Here is a 17,419-nt window from a genome sequence, read left to right as displayed (position 1 = left end):
CTGTATTAGCTATGCGGTGTTATATCTGCTAACTTTTGTAAGGGCTCAGCAAAGTAAAAGCCTTGAGCTGCAACCACCCCTAAGTTTTTGAGGGTCGCAAGTTCATTTTGCGTCTCGACCCCCACCGCATAAACAGGAAAGCTTAATTCGCTGCCCTTATTGATAATCTGTTTTACGATCTTCTGCTGTTGAGCATTTGTATCTATATTATGTATTAGCTCATAGGCCAGTTTAATACTGCGTATATTATTAAGCTGCGCATAAGTAGCTAGGTGCTCTGCACTTCTCACGTTATCAATTACCACACCAGCCGACAGTTTCTCTAAGCACTTAAACTGTGAGATTAATTTTTTATGTTGGCGTAGATAATCATCTTCACTGAGTTCAAATTGAAGTTTACTAATTCCCTCATAGTCACTCATATGTTCTTTAAACCAAACCCAAAACTTGTCATTGAACCAGTTCATAGCATGTAAGTTTATACTGACTGTGATTGCACCAGCTTCGTTAGAGAGTATTCTCTTCACTTGAGTAATAACGATTTTATCTAAAAACAACACGTCATTTTTACTGCTCATGTGGGGAATAAAATGCCGAGCTGCCAATAGCCCCAAATTTTTATGACGAATGCGAATTAACGCTTCATGCTGTAAAATTTCACCTGTTTGTAAATCGAACAATGGTTGAAAAAACAACATAAAATGTTTGTTTTTAATGTACTCAAACAAGTGCTCTTTACTGTCTGCTAACATGCTTGATTGGGTATGCCCGAACGGCAAGCGATGAATATGTTGCCATGCACTTTGTTTAGCCATAGCCAATGCTGATTTAGTTAGCTGATATACAACAGCTTGGTCTGCTCCTGTTCGGTAATTACAAACACCGATCTTGACATCAGCACGTGATAAATCACTGCGATAGTTTAAGCACGCTTGGTAAATAACTTGATGAAGCCGTTTGGTGTATTTATCAAGCTCAGTTGCAGGGATGTTATTTAAAGTAACCGCGATGCCACCTGAAGGAAGCAACTTAACGGAGCGATTAACCAACTCACCAAAACCTTTCGCAATCACTAATTTAAAGTAGTTATCAACATCCAGGTTCGATGGAAAAGGTGTTTTCCAAAAGAACAAAGCAAATAAATGGTTATAACTTGTTGGCACCCCATAAAGAATATTGAGGTCTTGTCGCGGTAAAGGCCTTGGCGATGCTAGCTTTTGTGATTTAAATTGGGGTTCAATTTGTGCATCAGCTGGTGCTTGCGGTTTGATAACAGGTTGCTCTTTAATAGCCGTAGACTTAGCCATACTTCGCCACCAACGCCCAGCCCAATAGCCTGTTGCTAGTAAAATAAGGTTTAATAATATAAATAAGTGGCTTTCTAGTAACCAAGCTGGCCAATGAAACAATCGTAAACTGACTGTTTTATAACTAAATACTTCTTGCTCTACATCAATAAAATTTGCAAAGTTTTGCGGCAAATCAGCTACATCCAAGACAAACCCCTGACTTTTTACAATAGACGCGATGATGTCTTGCGAGGTGATAGGATCTAAGTTTAATTCATATACTTCTTTAGCCAGCTCAGTGCCAGTATGATGAACCTTGTCATGAAGTACATCATTAAGAAAAATGTTAAAAACAACCACAAGCAAAAGCACAATCGTCACATAAATGACCACTGGTCGCTTGATCTGTGAAGCAAAGTCTTTTTTCATTTCACAATTTTGTTGCCCAAAGATATACAAAGTGTTGTTCAAGAACCCCATAAATACAAGGCTACAGGCTGATTAAAAGTAATTTCAGAAGAATCCTAATACCAACGCTGTCAAAAATTCCGTAAATTTAACAACCTAGCATTTACTGTTAATGAGAATTATTTTGTAATCAACAATTCAAAAGGTCGCAACTGAATCTCTGCAACAGAGTTAAATAAAGATACGCAAACTTTTACAGTAACCTTTAATCAACCCCAAGATAACTGTTTGTAATGGTCAAAGGCATTATTATTTAGCCTTCGTAGATGCGCATTACCCGCAAAAATAAGCGCCATCATGACAGCGTAGCTGATGCACACCAGGCTCATGAAGATGTATTTACTCTAAATACATTTATAGCATTTGATGTCTTATATTGAGCTTGTTCTAAATCTTTTATCAATTTAGATAATAGCGCCAATTCGGTTTGTACTTCCTGCATATTTTCAGTGATATTTTGGCTTGCCTTACTCGCTTCTTCAGCTAACTGATTTTGTGATTCAATCGCTGATGACACCATGTTTGTCTGGCCGCTCACCTCAGTGATATTAGTTGTCAAAATATCTATATTCTTGAGCGCATTTTCACTATTTTCACTCACCTTCTGCGTTGATTCAGAGGTATTTTCCATATACGCCTGAAGTTGTTGCACTTGCTGCTTTATGTCATCAAGCACTGAAGATATTTCTGATGTTGAATCTTGGCTACGCGTTGCTAAACCCCGCACTTCGTCTGCAACAACAGCAAAACCACGGCCTTGTTCACCCGCTCGAGCAGCTTCGATAGCAGCATTAAGGGCTAGTAAATTAGTTTGTTCAGCAATACTCGAAATTGTATCAAGCACTGATTGAATACTGTTCGTTTTTGCACTTAACGAATCTGATTGCTGATGAGCCTGCTGAATCAGCGTAGATAGTGAGTTAATGCTCACTTTGTTTGTGCCAATTATTTGCTTTGTATTATTCGATAAGTCATTTGCCTTTGCTGTATTTTTAGAGCTTTCATCTGCTGACAGTGCAATTTGCTCGATCTGGTTAGATAGCCTCGCGAAGCTATCTTGAAGCACCGATGTGGTTGAATTAACACTCTCAACTAACTCTGAGAGTTCTGTTGCAAAAGTGATTAATGATTTAACACTGGATTCGCTACTGCTGTTTGCTTGTTGCACTTGCCGTATCAACTTAGTGAGGGTATCTACCAACTCATCAACACTTCTAGAAATTGCACCTATTTCATCACTCGATTGGTCATCAATCCTCACTGTTAAATCATGGCTTGAAGCAATTTTTCCAATTAAATCTCGTACTTTTCTAACTTTTTTAGCAAGTGCCTTGATTACAAATAAACCGAAGGCGATAAAAAAAGTAATAAAAAATATCGCAAGACCTACCGTTACCACAGCCTCCATTTTAGCATCAACGCGCTTTTCCTCGATAAGCGACTCTAACGCGCTTTGTTTTTCAGTAATACGCTTGTGAATTTTGCCAATTAAGTCCGTTGACAAACTAAACCAGTCCGAAGGTTCTGGGTAAGACAAAGCCAGCTTGCCACTTTCTTGATTTAGGTTTTCGATAATTGCCTTAATATCTTTAAAGGCTTGTGAATTAGTCAATTCTGATAGCCATGCTTTATCTTCTTTTGCGGTGAGTGTTAAAGCGAGCATAGCCAAACTTTCTTCAATATTATTAAAATAGCCAGCAACTTGAACCTGACTATCTTTAGATATTGATTGTAATGATAAAATACCATTCACCTTTCCTCTAATCTGGCCTAACCTCTCCTTTAACAAAGACATTCTGATAATAGCTAAACCTGAAGAGATTGCTTCGGATTGTCTAATGTGTGAAACCCGGCTGTTAGCAACATCCAACATAAACTGGTTGGCATTAGAATAAACGGCAAACGCTGACTTTCCTTGCTGCCTATCGATATTTTCTCTTAACGCTTTTATATTTTTGTGCTTTTCTAACACTGCAGTAAATAGGGCTATTGGGTGTTTTTTCGTTTGAGTATAATTAGAAAATTCGTTAAAAACTTTATCAACAATCAAGCGTTGCTTAGCAACTTTGTCACCGTTTTTGCGATACCCTGAACCAATAAAGCCAGCAGTTAATCCCCTTTCGACTGCCGTTTCATGCGCTATTTTATCTATCATCAATACTTCGCTGATAAATTCAGCATCTTGACTTACAAGCTGCTTTTTTTGCAGGGACGCATCAATAACAATATAAGATGTTGTAAGCATCACAACCAAAGCAAATGCAATCACTGCTGCTAGCGCTTGTTGAAAGCTTATCTTACTAAGTATTTTCATGGGTGTAGGAATAAAGTTTTTTATTAAACTTAGACCATACGATTGATATCGCCAGTATTTGTAACTCTGCTCCAGGCATACTTGCAGCCATAAAAAAGAACGTAAGCTCTAATCCTAGCTTCACAGACTCAATTAAAAGATAAACGATTCAATGCAAAGTAAAGGACAAAATAAGTGGGTAAATTTGTGCGGCCAGCATGCATCCTAAGTTATTTTTCAACATTATTTTTAGTTAAAAAAAGAGCCGCTATTTAGCGGCTCTCTTATACATTTTCAATTTTGTCTTTGTCTAGAACGGGAATGAACACATAAACGCAAAGAGGGGTGAGTGAGTGACTTAAAATCTCTTTTAAAACAGGACCTAAAGACATTTTCAAGACATTAATCTATACACTTCAATCAAAGCTTGTAGATTAAAAGCGTTTTTAGGGCTTACAATGACTTTTAATCTACATTTTAAGCTTAACTACAGGAAGTAGTGGTTAAGCTTATGACCACTCTAATTTACCTGATTCTCTACCAATACTAGACGTTTTAGTCAACGTCCTAAACTGATAATACTCATAGCCAAATGATTTATCAATTAAGACCTCGGTGGCAAACTGATGCACTAATTTATCATCCACCACTTGGGGTTTTAAAGCAACGACAGGCTCACCTTTTGCTTTTACCGAAGAATAGAGAACACCATCGCATTTCTCAGTCAAAAACACATTACTTAGGGCTGATGTTACTTGATACAACCGCTCATTTCCTTCACGAGATAATATATCTGCAAAGAAGCGATCTGTTAGTTCATAGGCTAAAAGCAATTCTTGACTAAACTTCTTAGCCATATACTTTCTCGCCTTGGTGTAATATTCAAAGGTATCATGACTTAAGTAATATGGTTTTTCATTTCGTCTTACTTGATCCCATATGCCTATGATTCTTAGATATATGTCAGTTCCAATCACTTGATGAGATCGCAGTACATTTAGGTGATCAAGCTGTTTCGCTTGAGCCTCAGATAATACAACTCTTAATGCTGTATCATCTTGTTTAATGGCAACCGAAGCATAAAACAGCGCTTGACCTGTAAGATTTAACCTACCCGCCTTTGGAAACGTGCAAGAGGTTTTCTTTATGTAAGATAAATCATCAACATTAGTAAAGTTTTGACCTTCACAAAGGCGTACTCTTAGAAATTCAAGTTCATTTATTGGGTGGTCGAGTGTAATAGTCATGCAACCAGCTAAGAAATCTAATTTGGATTTGATTTCATGCATTGCTAGTTCACACGTACCGTTTATATGGTCATTTAATTGACTAATATAAACGGAAGAGTGAAGTAAATTAGTATACCCACACTCTACTGATGCTTTATAGTCAATCCGCTTAATTAATTTGGGGGCTAAAACCATTACATGACCTACATCACTCTGCCACAACAAGCACTACACTATTAGAAATATTCTCTATCAGCTCTGTTTTTTCTAAGGCTTTTGGCTTGACTGGTTCAATATAGTCTACACCGTGATTTATCAGCATTGGCAATGCATAAGCTATTTTAACGGCATAATTTACATTTTGAGCCAATGTTCCCGTAGCTTTAATAGCTGCTGATTGATTTAACGATGCTGAAGCAATTCCAATGACAACACCTTGATTATTTACCATCGGACTACCTGAGTTTCCGGGCTGTATAGGGGAATCAATTTGAAAATACCGAGTATCACCTTGGATGCCAGAATTGGCATTAACATACCCAAATGTCGCTTTTTGTTCGTTGCCTTGTAAGCCTATATTTGGATAACCTAAAATGGCGATTGCGGTTCCTTGCTTTGTTTTGTTTTTAAGCTCAATCGGTAAACCTTCAACTGCCTTATCTACTTTCAGTAAGGCGATATCATTGCTAGGGTCATAATCAACTAGAGTAGCCGATACAGATTTACCATTTAGAATGATTGAAATGTTAGATGAACCTTCTATTACGTGACTATTGGTAAGCACATAACCATCACTAGAAATAAAGAAGCCCGTGCCTGTAGAAATACCTTTAGACAACTCTGGCTTTTTGTTGTCAGGTTTTGTTGTCACGGTTGACGAATTAACATTCTGAGAGTCATATCTTTGCTTCATAGCTAGTGCAAGCTTTCCTGCACTGTTTGCTCTATTTGCCAATGTCGAGGCTTGAATTGATACTTTTAAAGTTTCATCCGTATAACTCTCTGGTAAGGTAACATTTTCTTTTTGAGTACCAAACTGCCATTTCTGATGAAATACCCCATGTTTATTTTTCACTACAATATACTTGTCAGGCTTGTCAGCGTTCATATCGTAGAAGCCCCAAGTTGTATAAGCTGGCTGGTTATTTTGATCAAAGAACTCTCTGGCTCCGAAAAAACGCAAGTTGCCGAATTGTCCTGATAGTTTAGCAAATCCATCAGCGTAGCTCTTTCTTCCAATACCAGTGAATATACCTGTGGTAAGACTTTGCTCCCCTTGATAATAGATGAGATCAATATCTCCATTTGGCTTTAAAGTCGCATTATTTGCTAACTGCTTAGTCATTTGAGCATTTTCACGAATATAGGTGCCAAACTCTACATTATTTGTTCCTTCGACCCATTTATAATAGTGTTGATCAGTAATTCCTTTGTTATGGTAAGTAATCTCAAAACCTCTAACACTACCATTTGTAACACTAATTTTACCAAGTCCCTCGGCTTTGCCGTCTTTACAGTTTCCATCCCATTCTACTGTGCCTTGATGGGGTTGCTCAGTATAGCTTTCCATAAGCATTTCGCATTTTTCAGATTTATTTGAAGGCTGAATCCATTGCGGGTAATAATTTCCGGCTTGAAAGTCTGTAATCTGGCTCTGGTGGTTTGTAATTTCGGATTCAGAAACTTTTCGATAATTTGGTGTGGAATTACAGCCAATTAATAGAATGCAGCTCCCTATGGCTAATGGTAAAATCTTTTTCATACCAATTCCCTTTATAATCTTTTTTGCCTTATATTTTTATTGAAATAAATATAACCAATTAAAAATATTATGTCACTGGTCTCATTTACTAAGTAGTTAAATTAAACAAACCTATTACAAAGTTTACACTTCCAATGAATTCCCCTTCCAGACTAAATCAGCTCAAATGCTAAATTTATCTTTTCTCTCAGAAAAGTTGCTCGATTTAATGCCCTTGAACCCATCTTAATCGCCTTTTCAATTACACTTTCATCGCCCATCATCACAAGCCTTTCACTTGGTCGAGTTGATGCGGTATATAGCAATGTCTGGTCTATCATTTTTTCCGCTTCATTGGGTAACATGACAAAGCAATTAGGCCATTGAGAACCTTGTGATTTGTGGATAGTAATTGCATACCCAAGGTGCAGTTTTTCCAATAGCTCAGCCGTGACATTAATTAAGTCGTTATTTACTTCAATAACAGCAACAACACCATCTTCATCAGGTTGTTCAAAGACTTCAACAACAAGCCCTAAGTCACCATTTCTAAGATCGGCATCTTCATCGTAGTTGTTTGCGGTGACTAATACAGGATCTCCTTTCAATAATCGTGAGCCAGTTGATGTAATCCAAGGAATCCATCCTCTTTGTGAGTCTTGAAAGTAAACGGCTTTTCGGTCATTACCCACAGAAGCTTGAAGTTTAACATTCAGGTTATTTACGCCAAATTCACCTTTTTTAATGGGTGATAAAACAATGCTCTGTTCAATACCGCCAGACTCTTGCCAAAGCGCTATGAGCCTTTCTATTGTGGGCTTTGTTTCAATCGAGCAGTCGCTACTCTCCCTAAGTGTGTTTTTAGTAAGCTCAGGAAGGTCAAATAGCCCATTTCTAACAGATGTCGAAAACTTGTGTATTCCACTTTGTTCGTTTTGCCTCTTAACCTGCCTTAAGTTAAAAAATGGAATCTGAGTTTCAGTCAAGGCGTGGAATACCAAACCGTTAGCTACAGGTGGCAATTGAGCTGTGTCACCAACAAAAATTACTCTAGCGGCATCTGGCAATATGCCTATTAGTCGATACATAGACAGAAGATCCACCATTGACGATTCATCAATGACTAACAGTATTTGCTCAGGTAAATCAGGCTTATTATCGCCTAGATGCTCACCAATAAACTTTGCAATGGTTTGGGCTGGCCTTTGGGTGCTTTCCGCCATACGCTGTGCTGCACGGCCTGCTAGAGCCACTTGATAGCACTGTATTCCTTGTGCTACTCGGTCATATACACCTAATACAGCTTTTAGCATCGTTGTTTTGCCTGTTCCTGCACCACCTGAGATACCACATACAGGAGCAAGTACAGCACCGACAACAGCATCTCGCTGATCGGCAGTTAAATTAAAATCCAGTGTGCTTTCATAGTCCGTTAAAGCAGTCTCAACCAATTCTTTTGATAAATTACATTCCCAGCCAGCCAATAAACAACCTTCACCTGCTGGTCTTTGGTGCGCATCAACAATAAACTGAGCAACAGCAGCTTCCATCAAGGCTTTACCATAAACTTGATAACCTCCTGTAACTTGCACCAACAAACCTTGCTGACAGGCTATTTCACCAACATTATTAGGAGCTTTAGAGTTCATAAGCTTAGCGTATTCTGCGTTTAGTTCATCAATGGTTATCACTGTTGAACCAGTCTTATTGGCATGATTAACTGCCGCATATTGAGCGATGCCAGCAACAACTACTTCGTCTTCTAAAGTAAAACCAAGCCTTAATGCCAGTTGTGATACCTGTTCAAAAGAAGCCCCCATTGCCACTAGGATAAAAGGATGCTCTTTGATTCTACCAATCGCTTCTTCACCAAATATCGTCACTAACTTTTCACCAAAACCCAATGGCAAATTCTGCTCTTCAAGCCAATTGATTGTGTTAAAAAGTGCATCCGTAGGCCAATTTTCTATTAAGTCCTTTACACGATTTTCGGTCATGCCTGCTATGTTTAGTAGAGCTTCTATATCCTGTGTTTCAATTAGTTCGGCTAGCTTTTTATGTCTAACAAGCCGATTAGCTATAACGCTGCCGATACCTTTGATGTTGTTGCTGATCCATCGAGATAAAATCCTGCCTGAAGGTCTTAGAAACTTGATGTTGTCAGCATCAATGGTGTACTCGCTTAATGGAAAGTCATTAATGGTAAAATGATTAAGTCGTTCACTACCTGAAACTTCCCATAAACTGCCTGCTGTAGCTGTATCTTGGGCGTGCTCTGGAAATTTAACAACGGTTGTTCTGTCTCGTTTTTTAATTGAACCATCTGCGTTGACAAGATCAACTGTTGCGTATGAATTAGCTCTCCGCTTCTTCACTTGAATGATTTGACGAAGGTGGACAACTTCACTCATAACTTGAACCCTGCTGCGCCAGATTGAATCAACGTTTGCTGTTTTTTAAACTTGGTCAATTCACGTTGTAGCTGTCTGTTTTCGACTTCTAACTCAGCAATTCTTTGTGTCAGCGCATTATTGCTTACTGCCGCCATACCTGATTGTTTTTCAGCTCTTTCTCGTGCCGCTTCATGAGACTTTTTATCTTCATCAATCTTGCGAAACCAATAGCTATCAGCTTCCTCAATTAGTGCTCTTACAGCTTTGTTCTGCGTACATACAGACTTTGCAAAACCCAGTTCTTCGGCTAATACTCTACGATTTATTTTTCCGCTGTATTCATACTCATGCCAGTCTCTGGCCGCATTACGCTCATCAATCCAAGTCTGAACCAATTTGATATTCTCTTGAGCAATCTGCTGTCCGTTTTTTCCTTTGGTCATCGTCTATCAACCTCAGGTAAAGGCTTATCAAGTTGCCTATCTAATAGTTTCATATCAACATTGGGCATCATATATGCATTATGTTGCCAACGAACAAACTGCTCTAGCAATTTTTCGTTTTGCTTTTCCAGCCTTTCCACTTTAGCTTCAAGAGTGGCTATTTGCTGTTTAGCAAACTCAAGTGTAATGTCTTTTTCTTCGTCTTTAGTTGCTTCTTTAAGGCTTTGTTTTCTGTCGTTAAAAGCTTCAACTAAAGCAGGGTACGAAAGCAGGGTATGCCTACTAATATTCTTTTCCCCAAGCACCTTTGCAAGCTGCTCAGCAAAACTATTCCAAGTGAGCTTTCCTGACCACTTATCGAGTTCATGTAATGCTAATGGTAATGTTTTTTCAGTAATGATTTTTTTAGGCATTTTCGATCCCCAATAACATTGCCACTTCAGATTCTTCAACAAGATCTTGATCACTAGCGTTGATTTCTAAATCGTTTTGCTCAAGTGCTCTTTTTACAGGGCTAGGATCATGTTCAGGCGGTATCCACAATATTGCCCCCTCTGGCGTATCTTCCGATTCGAGCCGCTCACGTTGTGTGCGAATATGAGCCAGTTTCCAACCCAAATGGGATACCCATCGGTCAGCACCAAAAACACCATCAGCGTTATCTTCTGTCGCTTTATTAAATTGAGATTCGACCTTTTTTTCTAGACGTATAATGCGTTCAAGTGTTTTTGGCATACCTTTGATACAAACATGCTCTTTACATGTCATGCACTCTCCACCTTTGGTGCATGGCGACATAGCGTAATCATGAACACACATACCATATTCGGTTACATCTGCTATACCGATACGATTTACCCCTAAATCCTTATAGCTAACAGGCAAATTCATCTTAATAGCCTCTAACGCTGTTGGCCTTTCATTAAATTCAAGGACGCTTCTAGCTTGCTGTTCACGTTCATCTTGTGTACGCAAGTCATAATGACGGTTATCGTTAATCCGAGCACGCCCAGCCCACCTTGCAAGCTGCCACGCATCCATACCGCCACGTTCAGCGTTAGTAGATAACCAAACTCTGATCTGATGTGAAGTTAAGCGAATATCGGAGCCGTCTTCATCCTTATAGCCCATACGTTGGAATAATGTTTTAATCGGATTTTTCAAACCAGCTCTCTCAGATAGCTGGCTATTTAATTCGTTAACACTTGGTAAACGCCACGAGAACTCTCTAACGTCAAAGTCATTGTGAAACTCACGATCTCTTATTAATACTAAAGATTCCCATACTGGGCGTTGAATAGAAGGTAGATTAGGCCAGTCGTGAGTTTGATATTCTGAAGCAACAAAGCTTGCTAAATCTTCATAAGTAGGCTCACCTGAGGCAATTAATTTTTGAACCCACTTTGTATTTTTACCACCAACCATATTCCATGCTGTTACGCTGCTAAACTGACTTGTTTTAGCTTTCATACTTGTTATAGATTGCTCTGTAAAGCTCATCGCATGTGCAAATTGATAGGCATTTAGCGGTTTGTTTTCTGCAAAGTCGTCTGGCGTGCAGCAACCTGCGTGGCGCATAAACACATTAGGGTGATCATAAGCGTACTTAGCAGCTTCCCTTGCAGGCTTACCTATTTCCTTAAGTCTGCTATGTGCTTCAATAACCGTTTGCTCTAAAGCTTCTGGAACCCATTTTATCGTATGTCCAAAACCTTTTTCAGCATACCACCTCACGCCAAGCGCTCCATTTTCTCCTCGGTGCAAGCAGTCAACGGTTAGCTCTGATAGTTCCCCAGCTCTTCCCGGTGCAAACATCAATAAAGTGATAACGCTCGACCAGTATTTATCTTCTAAAGTTTCTGCATTAGCAAAACAATCAGCCAAAGCAAGCATCTGGTGCATACTTGGGCAACGAGTATCTTGCCATTTACGTGAGTCTTCATCTGTTCTCTCAGCTTTAGCGCCCACCTTAGGCCAAGGGTTGTTCCACGATTGAAGTGCAGGCACAATTCGCTTGCTTCGAATGAACTCCAATAAGATCTCAATCTGATAGCCAATCTTATTTCTTCGATCTTTATTGGTAACTCTTTGCTTAGTGATAGTCTCTAATTCACCAATTACCAGTCCATCTGTTTGCAGTACATTTGCAATACCATGCACGGCTACTAGAGCGTCATGTAACATGCGTAATGCGACCATTTTGTTTGTTACGCTTGATACGGCTTTGATACTTTGGTTATAGCGAATGTAAGCTTTTGCAAAAGACAAAAAGGGTTCATCTAAGGGATCAAAACTTGCTGGGTTTGACTTTGCTCTGTATTTAGAAAAAGTCATCGCTATTGATCGACTTTTTTGCTTGTGTTGCCAGTTGTTACTTTGCCAACCACCTTGATCATCATATAGTGTCAAAGTGTTCTTGCAGTGCTCGATGAAGCTATCTAGATTTTGCTTAGCGCTTATCTCATGCTTTGGTTGAAAGTGAATAATATCAGCCATTTGCGCACTCCTCTTTTGACAATTCTTGCTTACACATCACAATGACTTGTTGAACAGCTAATAAAAGCCGATCTGTAGACTGAATAACATTGCTGGATATGCCTAACTCTTTTTGCTTCTCTCTTTCAGCTAAGATCTCATTGAGAACTTCTTCATGAGGTGCTTCAATCCAAGGCTCAAAACTTGAACATGTATAACAAGCCCTATATCCAGAAGCACAAAAAGCATAAGTTCCACAGCTACCAACATTTTCAGACTTGCCATTTTTCACTCGGCTGTTCGGGTCATTTGCTCTCACAGCATCACGTTCTGATGCAATTAATTTCCCTGAAAAAGCTTGAGCTAATGGCGCAAGCATAGGAGCCATAACTTCATCAATTTGCTTTGCTGTTTCTTCAGTATTTTCTGTGTACACACCAATATTTTGGGTATCGGTATGATCCAGTGCAGCAGCTAATGCAACACCACTAATCCCTCTTCGAGCTAGATTTGTTCCTTTGGTATATCTAAAACGTGAAGCAGTGAAGTTAATGTAATCACCTGTTCGTTCAGAGCAAGCTGTGTTTTTAATCGCCACTCCTCGCAATAACTCATATGCTGAATCAGCAGCCATATGTAAGTAGTCTGGCGTTTGTGAAAGTCTTGTTTCTAACTCCTCTATACTTGATAACCGATTAACTCTTGTTTCCTCAACCAAAATTGGGATCTGCTCACGCATAGAAGCAGGTAGCTTTTCTCCCAAGCTAGTTTCAACATACTGAATTGATTGGTTACGTTGATTGTGAAGTAAAAGATACAAGTCTTCATTAATTGGCAGTGGTGTAAATTGCTCCCTAAAACCGACACCACGCTGTTTAGCTCTAGGACAATTGATAACATAGTCGTTACCATTTGAGTCTTCCCTAACAATTAAATCAACTGAACGTAATGAGCGGATCTGAACATATCTACGGCCAGTTAAAACCAGCGCCATAAAACAGCTATATTCTTTTAAATTAAGAGTTCCTTGAGTAAAGGCGTTTGATGCCCAGTCGATTAACGCTCCAAGCTCATTATGCGTTAGAGGGCCAGAATATGGGCAAGCACCTTTTACGGCATTACCTTTTGGGTTTCCTTTTAAAGTTAACTCTTCTAAATAATCTGCAATTTCCTTGCTGACCCCGTTGAATCCCCACTCATGCCACGCCAACAAGAATCCCTTGAGTGCTCCTAGCTTATACTCGCTATCTGAATCAAATGACGCTCGATAATTTGTTAACCCTTGCAATGACAGCTTGCCTTCTTTTGTAGCCTTCATATAAGCATTGAAGCGATTAAACATATTAAAAGTATGCATAGCCGAGAGTTCTTCAGCGTAGCGGCACAAAGCTTTTCTAAAACCTTCTTCTGTTTCTGGTTCAAGAGTGGTCAAACGCTGGAAATTAATTACGGTTGAACCATCTAGCCTCCACTCAATATCCGAAAAATAAAACGGATAACCGCTTTTCGTTGTGTGCTGGCTGACTAGAGCCTTATTCTTCTTTAATTGCATACTACTTGTCCTTCTTAGCTCGGTTAGTCCAGTGATCCATGTCCTCTCGCATTACTCGATCAGCTTCTTCTCGAATATGTCTCAGGTTATAAGTTTCAGCCGTTTTATCTGAACTCCACCCATTCAGCTCTTTTCGGATCTGAATTTCTTTCTTTTCATTAATAGGTTTAATTTTAGGGTTTTCTTTAGCCGCTTTATTAATCGCATCTATCTTCTTAGAAAGCTTGTAGTTAAAGTTGTGACGAAAACCATGACGGGTAATTTCTTCAAGTAATTCTGGATGAATCGCAACCGCAGGCTTCAGCACTCTGTTAACGAAAGTGCTATTCGAGATTGGTTTACCGTGATATTTACCATGTTTATGTGTAACAAAAACATACGGGTGCTTTCTAGCAGCAGGTATTTTCGCTCTTCTATCCATGATGTACTCACGCAACCTATCAGTGATTTTTTTATCAATAGGAATAGAGCGTTCGTTAGTTTTCGCCACAGGTTGTTTCTTACGAGGATCTTCAACAGCGTCATGCCTACGAACAACTGCTACCTTCCCTTTCTGAAAATCAATGTCTTGGATCTGCAAGCCTAGAATTTCTCCGGCACGCATCCCTGTTGCTTCCATAACCTCAAATATCACTGCGTTTCGAAATTTAACTTCTTCGCCCTTAAATGGGTTATCAGGTGAAGTCTCCTTAACGATACTTAAAATTCGTTCAAACGCTTTAGGAGGCGGAGCTTTAGTATTTGGATCAGCAGTAAGTCCCTTACCACTGCTGCCTTTAGGTTTATTTGCCAAAAGTAGGCTTTTCATGGCTTCAATATTATTTGAAACATCTTCTTCAATTAATTTCGTTTTGAGAATTGTTCTAGCTAAAAACTCAAGATAAGAAGCGACCTGACTCATTCGGTTTGAAGCATGATCGTTAGATACTTTTTGTATTGGTGTTACGCTAGCTGTTGATGCCGCTGCGAACTTAACGACATTCTTCTCGGATGTCTTTAGCCACTTCTTTAAACTCCTTGTATCTAGTGTGCAATGATCTCGTATGGAATAAACATCCTCGTCAGTTAATAAGCGGCCTTGCTCAAACTCAGAAACAAGATCTCTATCATTAATATTTTCCCAAAGCTTTAAATGGATTAGATGACCAAGTGAGTTGGATATTGCTGACTGTGTGTGGGATGTTCTCAATTTTTCAGTAACATACAACGTAACCCAATAATTAGGTAATCCATTTTCTTCCATTAAGATTGGATATCGCTCACCGTTACTAAAAATCAGATCTCTAATTTGTGACATGAAACAACCCTTTATAAACATTTTACTTATGTATAGTACCTAGAACCATTATTGTCAACACAAAAATTCACAAAAAATAAAAAGGGCTTGTAAAAACAAGCCCTTAATTATTTTAATCTACATTTTTTATTTATGTATTCCTCAGAACGGGATATCGTCATCAAAGTCGATTGGTGGTTCCATTGGGTTTGATGCGCCGCCTTGTGGTGCATTTTGTGGCTTAGGAGCAAAACCGCCTTGTTGTGGTGCACTGCTTTGCTGTGGAGCACCATAACCGCCACCGTATTGGTTATTGTTTTGTTGTTGCGGCGCTGACTGCTGTGGACGTTGTTGCTGTGGTGCTGGTGCAGACTGTTGCTGTGGTGCATAGCTGTTATTGCTTTGTGCTTGTTGTGAGCCACCACCGTAACCGCCACCTTGCTGTTGACCACCTTGGTAACCGCCTTGTGATTGACCACCTTGATAGCCGCCACCCTGTTGATCGCCACCACGGCCACCTAACATTTGCATTTGACCGCCCATATCTACCACGATTTCTGTGGTGTATTTTTCTTGGCCTGATTGATCAGTCCATTTACGCGTTTGTAAACGGCCTTCAATATAAACTTGTGAGCCCTTGCGAAGATACTCACCAGCAACTTCAGCTAGTTTGCCAAATAACACAACACGGTGCCATTCAGTACGCTCTTGCATTTGCCCTGTGTTTTTATCTTTCCAGCTATCAGTCGTAGCAATGCTGATATTCGCTACACCATTGCCATTAGGCATATAACGTACTTCTGGATCTTGGCCTAAATTACCAACCAAGATAACTTTGTTCACACCGCGTGCCATGGAACTTCTCCTATAAAACGTTAGATTAAACCAGCAACTTTACGTGCTTGGTCTAGGTCAAATTCTTTGTCATTAATCTTTAAATAGCTGCGATTTTCATCACAAACAACCGTTGCTTCAATGACGCCCGGTAAAGCAACAAGACGAGAAGCAAGTGCTTGTGCTTGCTGCTCTGAACTTAATTCGGTCATTAAGCTAATTATTTTACTTCTTGGTGGGACTTGCATATTCCAAGCAATGATAAGCCATATTACCCCAACAAGTGCCGCTGCCGCAAACACTGCTTGCGCACTTAATGCTTGGGCAACATAGCCACCCAATAAACCGCCTAAAAAGGCACCAAAAAACTGCGTTGATGAGAACACCCCCATTGCAGAACCTTTCTGGTTTGCAGGGGCAATACGCGAAACAAGAGCTGGCATGGTGGCTTCTAAAAAATTAAAAGCAATAAAGTAAACCAACATACAAATACCAATGCCAATCACCGAATCAACCCATAGCGACATGGCTAACATGCTTAACACCAGCAGTGCGATTGAGCCAATGAATGCTTGTTTTTCTTTTTCTTTGCGAATCGCCACTATCATCATAGGTGCCATCAAGAAAAATGCTAAAAATAATACAGGTATGTATAAATACCAATGATGATCTGCAATCAATCCATCTTTAATAAGCTGACCTGGTAATGCTACAAATACGGTAGTTAATGTAAGATGAAGCAGCATCACCCCAAAATCAAGGCGCGCTAATTGTGGGTGTTTAATAAGTTGCTTAATGTCATCAAGTGTTGCAAGCGTGTCGCCTTTTGGGGCTTTACTAACTGCATTTGGCACTAAAAACAACACGATAAAAATACCTAAAAGCGCCAGCCCTGCGGTAAGCCAAAATACTCCTGCAACACCCCATGATGCGGCTACTATTGGCCCAAGTAACATAGCAACGGCAAAGCTCATACCAATACACATACCAATGACGGCCATTACTTTTGGACGCTGTTCATCACGACTTAGATCAGAAGCAAGTGCTAACAATGCACTGGCTATTGCGCCCATACCTTGTAATGCACGCCCTAACGTCACCATTTGTACTGACTCAGCTGTTGCCGCTATCACAGAACCAAGCGCAAACACACAAAGACCACCAATAATGACTTTTTTACGACCAATTTTGTCCGATAACCAGCCCATAGGTATCTGTAATACAGCTTGCGTTAAACCATAAGCACCGATAGCAAAGCCAATCCATAGTGGCGAAAACCCTTCTAGCTGCTGACCATAAATTGCCAATACTGGCATCAGCATAAATAGGCCAAGCATGCGAAATGCAAATACGCTCGCCAACGAAACGGCAGCGCGTTTTTCTCGAGAGTTGAGTGAAGATGCTGTCATGAATTACTGATCTTGCT

The 17,419-nt window shown here is 39.7% G+C and carries 12 protein-coding genes; all 12 read right to left on the bottom strand.

Annotated elements, in window-relative coordinates; all coding sequences use genetic code 11:
- Positions 1 to 5: 5 nt before the first annotated feature.
- The 12 genes from ACSFVZ_RS00510 to ACSFVZ_RS00455 all read right to left on the bottom strand — a co-directional run bounded on the left by ACSFVZ_RS00510 (position 6) and on the right by ACSFVZ_RS00455 (position 17,402).
- Positions 6 to 1,718, bottom strand: a complete 1,713-nt coding sequence (locus tag ACSFVZ_RS00510) for an EAL domain-containing protein (RefSeq protein WP_171040392.1) — start codon at positions 1,716 to 1,718, stop codon at positions 6 to 8.
- A 364-nt stretch (positions 1,719 to 2,082) separates the two neighbouring features.
- Positions 2,083 to 4,071 (bottom strand): methyl-accepting chemotaxis protein, encoded by a 1,989-nt coding sequence (locus ACSFVZ_RS00505; RefSeq protein WP_435557907.1) that lies wholly within the window; start codon positions 4,069 to 4,071, stop codon positions 2,083 to 2,085.
- 488 nt (positions 4,072 to 4,559) lie between these two features.
- Positions 4,560 to 5,474: a hypothetical protein gene (locus tag ACSFVZ_RS00500; protein WP_435557906.1), complete on the bottom strand. Its 915-nt coding sequence runs from the start codon at positions 5,472 to 5,474 to the stop codon at positions 4,560 to 4,562.
- 13 nt (positions 5,475 to 5,487) lie between these two features.
- Positions 5,488 to 7,041: a S1C family serine protease gene (locus ACSFVZ_RS00495; protein WP_435557905.1), complete on the bottom strand. Its 1,554-nt coding sequence runs from the start codon at positions 7,039 to 7,041 to the stop codon at positions 5,488 to 5,490.
- Between the two features lie 152 nt (positions 7,042 to 7,193).
- Positions 7,194 to 9,431: an AAA family ATPase gene (locus ACSFVZ_RS00490; RefSeq protein WP_435557904.1), complete on the bottom strand. Its 2,238-nt coding sequence runs from the start codon at positions 9,429 to 9,431 to the stop codon at positions 7,194 to 7,196.
- Positions 9,428 to 9,856, bottom strand: a complete 429-nt coding sequence (locus tag ACSFVZ_RS00485) for a VPA1267 family protein (RefSeq protein ID WP_435557903.1) — start codon at positions 9,854 to 9,856, stop codon at positions 9,428 to 9,430. Before ACSFVZ_RS00485 ends, ACSFVZ_RS00490 begins: the two co-directional genes overlap by 4 nt.
- Complete coding sequence (locus ACSFVZ_RS00480) at positions 9,853 to 10,269, bottom strand: hypothetical protein (RefSeq protein WP_435557902.1); 417 nt, start codon at positions 10,267 to 10,269, stop codon at positions 9,853 to 9,855. The genes ACSFVZ_RS00485 and ACSFVZ_RS00480 overlap by 4 nt, the downstream gene beginning before the upstream one ends.
- A complete protein-coding gene (locus ACSFVZ_RS00475; protein WP_435557901.1) occupies positions 10,262 to 12,352 on the bottom strand; it encodes a hypothetical protein in 2,091 nt (696 codons plus the stop codon). The genes ACSFVZ_RS00480 and ACSFVZ_RS00475 overlap by 8 nt, the downstream gene beginning before the upstream one ends.
- A complete protein-coding gene (locus ACSFVZ_RS00470; RefSeq protein ID WP_435557900.1) occupies positions 12,345 to 13,883 on the bottom strand; it encodes a site-specific integrase in 1,539 nt (512 codons plus the stop codon). The genes ACSFVZ_RS00475 and ACSFVZ_RS00470 overlap by 8 nt, the downstream gene beginning before the upstream one ends.
- A 1-nt stretch (position 13,884) precedes the next feature.
- On the bottom strand, positions 13,885 to 15,180 hold the full coding sequence (locus ACSFVZ_RS00465; RefSeq protein WP_435557899.1) for a tyrosine-type recombinase/integrase: 1,296 nt from the start codon (positions 15,178 to 15,180) through the stop codon (positions 13,885 to 13,887).
- 141 nt (positions 15,181 to 15,321) lie between these two features.
- Positions 15,322 to 16,014 carry a single-stranded DNA-binding protein gene (ssb, locus tag ACSFVZ_RS00460; RefSeq protein ID WP_135922730.1) on the bottom strand — a complete coding sequence of 231 codons (693 nt, stop codon included), beginning with the start codon at positions 16,012 to 16,014 and terminating at the stop codon, positions 15,322 to 15,324.
- A 20-nt stretch (positions 16,015 to 16,034) separates the two neighbouring features.
- Positions 16,035 to 17,402 carry an MFS transporter gene (locus ACSFVZ_RS00455; RefSeq protein WP_135922731.1) on the bottom strand — a complete coding sequence of 456 codons (1,368 nt, stop codon included), beginning with the start codon at positions 17,400 to 17,402 and terminating at the stop codon, positions 16,035 to 16,037.
- Positions 17,403 to 17,419: the final 17 nt, after the last annotated feature.

The sequence above is a fragment of the Pseudoalteromonas nanhaiensis genome, from assembly GCF_051235485.1.
Lineage (GTDB): Bacteria > Pseudomonadota > Gammaproteobacteria > Enterobacterales > Alteromonadaceae > Pseudoalteromonas > Pseudoalteromonas lipolytica_C.
The sequence above is the reverse complement of the archived record's forward strand: the minus strand, read 5'-3'. Positions and strand labels throughout refer to the sequence as shown.

Coding starts and splice junctions, on each gene's coding strand:
- ACSFVZ_RS00510 (WP_171040392.1), bottom strand. CDS start 1,718: ATGAAAAAAGACTTTGCTTCACAGATCAAGCGACCAGTGGTCATTTAT.
- ACSFVZ_RS00505 (WP_435557907.1), bottom strand. CDS start 4,071: ATGAAAATACTTAGTAAGATAAGCTTTCAACAAGCGCTAGCAGCAGTG.
- ACSFVZ_RS00500 (WP_435557906.1), bottom strand. CDS start 5,474: ATGGTTTTAGCCCCCAAATTAATTAAGCGGATTGACTATAAAGCATCA.
- ACSFVZ_RS00495 (WP_435557905.1), bottom strand. CDS start 7,041: ATGAAAAAGATTTTACCATTAGCCATAGGGAGCTGCATTCTATTAATT.
- ACSFVZ_RS00490 (WP_435557904.1), bottom strand. CDS start 9,431: ATGAGTGAAGTTGTCCACCTTCGTCAAATCATTCAAGTGAAGAAGCGG.
- ACSFVZ_RS00485 (WP_435557903.1), bottom strand. CDS start 9,856: ATGACCAAAGGAAAAAACGGACAGCAGATTGCTCAAGAGAATATCAAA.
- ACSFVZ_RS00480 (WP_435557902.1), bottom strand. CDS start 10,269: ATGCCTAAAAAAATCATTACTGAAAAAACATTACCATTAGCATTACAT.
- ACSFVZ_RS00475 (WP_435557901.1), bottom strand. CDS start 12,352: ATGGCTGATATTATTCACTTTCAACCAAAGCATGAGATAAGCGCTAAG.
- ACSFVZ_RS00470 (WP_435557900.1), bottom strand. CDS start 13,883: ATGCAATTAAAGAAGAATAAGGCTCTAGTCAGCCAGCACACAACGAAA.
- ACSFVZ_RS00465 (WP_435557899.1), bottom strand. CDS start 15,180: ATGTCACAAATTAGAGATCTGATTTTTAGTAACGGTGAGCGATATCCA.
- ssb (WP_135922730.1), bottom strand. CDS start 16,014: ATGGCACGCGGTGTGAACAAAGTTATCTTGGTTGGTAATTTAGGCCAA.
- ACSFVZ_RS00455 (WP_135922731.1), bottom strand. CDS start 17,402: ATGACAGCATCTTCACTCAACTCTCGAGAAAAACGCGCTGCCGTTTCG.